3 protein-coding genes are annotated in these 2,872 nt (G+C 56.4%); all 3 read left to right on the forward strand.

What is annotated here, in order from left to right; genetic code table 11:
- On the forward strand, nt 1-879 hold an 879-nt coding region (locus B3P58_RS04660), incomplete at its 5' end, for an ATP-dependent helicase C-terminal domain-containing protein (RefSeq protein WP_286716333.1).
- Between the two features lie 151 nt (nt 880-1,030).
- Complete coding sequence (locus tag B3P58_RS04665; RefSeq protein ID WP_286716335.1) at nt 1,031-1,594, forward strand: hypothetical protein; 564 nt, start codon at nt 1,031-1,033, stop codon at nt 1,592-1,594.
- A gap of 8 nt (nt 1,595-1,602) precedes the next feature.
- Nucleotides 1,603-2,872 (forward strand): Ig-like domain-containing protein (locus B3P58_RS04670; RefSeq protein ID WP_286716336.1); only part of this gene is annotated, 1,270 nt, incomplete at its 3' end.

Raw genomic sequence — 2,872 nt, forward strand, 5'->3', positions numbered from 1 at the left:
ATTGCCGATATCAGCGGCGGTCAGCCGGATCGTATCCGTCTGGCGGCAACGCTGCACAGCAACAGCATGGCGTCTTTACAGGAAATCGCCCCACAACTGTTCAGTGAGCGCACCGAGATTGGATGGAACGACAGCGGCCAGCTGAAAGCCCTGCGCCATCAGTGTCTGGGACAGCTGATCCTGAACAGCAAGCCGCTGCCGGCGCTGTCTGCCGCCGACTGGCAACAGGCCTGGCGTGATTACTTTATGCAGCGTGGACTGAGCGATCTGCCCTGGCAGGATGACGCCAACACCGTACGCAGCCGCATGGCACTGGCGGCTCAGTATCTGAATCACAACAGCGCTGAGACTGATCAGTGGCCGGATGTCAGCGATCAAGGCCTGCTGCAACGGCTGGATGACTGGTTGCTGCCGTTCTGTGACAACGCCCGAAACCTGCGTGACCTTAACAAAATCGCGCTGGCCGATGCCCTGCTCAGTCTGCTCAGCTGGGAACAGCAGCAACAGCTCGCACAGCTCTTGCCGACGCACTGGCAGGTTGCCAGTGGCTCGCGCATTGAACTGCAGTACAGCAACGATCCGAACCGCCAGGACACCCAGGATCAACCGCCGGTACTGGCCGTAAAACTGCAGGAAATGTTTGGCTACGAGGGCCAGCCCGCCGTTCTTAACGGCCGCCTGCCCTTGCTGATTCACCTGCTGTCGCCGGCGCGCCGGCCGCTGCAGGTCACCCGCGACCTGCCACACTTCTGGCGTAACACCTATGCTGAAGTACGTAAAGACATGCGTGGCCGCTATCCGAAACATCCCTGGCCGGAAGACCCGCTCAGCGCCGAAGCCACCGCCCTGACCAAACGCGCGCTGAGCAAACGGCAATAACAGGGATTACAGAAGCACCGCATGAAGACTCTCTGAGCGAGAAATAATATAAAAATCAACAGTACACGGCGTAACTAATCATTACCCGGTGCAGTGGTTATTTGTGCATAACCCACTAGCCTTTTAAACACACCGATGTTCAGGCTGGGTTATGTCCGTTAAACACACGATATCCGCTAAGAAAGTAGCTGTACTGCTGGGGTTTTCTGCACTGACACTGGCTGTCATTATTGGCAGCCAGATAAGCCGGCAGTCTCTGGTAGAAGTCGCCGGTAGTCATACCGGGCAACCCGAACAATCAGCAGCTGCTCAGACGCCCGTTATTACCACGCCGGATGTTAACCAGTCCGACAACACGACTCCGGCCTCGCCGCTGCCAATCCGCCAGCCGGATCTGACTCTGACAGCCAAAGGGCCATTGCATACCCATCCTCAGGATGAGGGACAGTATTCCCTGCCACCGGCGTTAGCCGCCGATATCGAACAGCGCCGGATTCCGCAAAGCCAGCTACTGCTGACACCCAATCGCTCTGGCGGCTACTCCATGGATGCCAAAGGCCAGTATCACACGGTTATTGTGGCTTTTATCGATGAGAACGGTCAGCTGCGCACCGAAGAGCGCATCGTTTATCCCATCGCAGATCAGCCAGCTTCGACCCCGCAACCCCCACAACCCCAGATGGCTCCCGCCACGACTGAACCCGCTAAGCCATGAGGTCTGTTATGCATTGTCTGAAAGTCTCTTTTCTTGCTTTGACACTGTTCGGTGCGGCTCAGTCCTATGCTGCCGGCATTCAGATTGTTAACGCCGATGGTGCCGGCGAAGGCTTTAACGATACCACTGCAGTCAGCGCGATCGGCGGTAACACAGCCACCACCTTAGGCGCGCAGCGTCTGGCGGTGTTTAACCGCGCTGCCGATATTCTTAACGCAACCTTCGACATTGCTGTCACCGTTAACGTCAACTCCTCCTTTGACCCACTCTTCTGCGATACCAACAGCGCCACACTGGGCAGCGCCGGTGCTGCCGACTATGAGTTTATTAACGATGGCAGTGAATGGACGGTGTATGCCGATGCTCTGGCAAACCAGCTGCAGGGCAGCGATGTAACCCCGGCAGCGACCGAAATTAACGCCCAGTTCAACAGCGGCATTGGTAATCCCGGCTGCTTACAAAGCTCAGGTTGGTATCTGGGATTTGATGATCCGGCCGGCAATGGTAATTCACTGCTGTCGGTCGTTTTACATGAAATCATGCACGGTATGGGCTTTCTGTCGTTGCTGAACCCTGACGGCAGCACTGGTGCGACGGTCAATGGTAATTACGTTTATGACCCTTACAGCAAACTGCTTTACGATGCGACGCAAAGTGCCCGGGTGACAACCCTGAACCAATCACAGCGGGCAGCTGCCACCATTAATAATGGCAATCTGGTCTGGGATGGTGCCCAAACCAATGCTCAGCTGGGCGGCTTCAGCGCTGGAGTTAACAATAGCCGCATGCAGATGTACGCCCCCACAAGCTATACCCCGGGGTCCTCAGTCAGCCATTTTGATACTGCTGCCACCCCCAATGAAATTATGGAACCGCAGTACACTGAGTTTCTTGATAACGCCGGCCTGGCCAAATATCTGCTGGCGGACATCGGCTGGACACTGGCAGCAACTGCCAACAGCGCGCCGGTGATGGGAACGATTACCGCGAAAACCCTGAATGAAGACAGCACGCTGAATGTAACACTGAGCGCGACCGATGCTGATGGGGATAGCCTGACGTACAGCATCACCTCGGCAACCACAGAGCTTGGCGCCAGCATCAGCGGCAGCACCTTAACCATTGCTCCTCAGGCCAATTTCAACGGTGCCGGCAGCATTACGGTACAGGTATCCGACGGTGTCCTGAGCGACAGCACCAGTTTTAATGTCACCGTTGATGCGGTGAACGATGCGCCGGTAATCGCGGCGATTACGGCCAAAACCCTGAACGAAGATG

The sequence above is a fragment of the Thalassolituus sp. UBA2009 genome (assembly GCF_002335285.1).
GTDB lineage: Bacteria > Pseudomonadota > Gammaproteobacteria > Pseudomonadales > Oceanobacteraceae > Venatoribacter > Venatoribacter alkanivorans.

Bases quoted from the DNA above. Each gene is read 5' to 3' on its own strand.
- B3P58_RS04665 (WP_286716335.1), top strand. From the start codon at position 1,031: ATGTCCGTTAAACACACGATATCCGCTAAGAAAGTAGCTGTACTGCTG.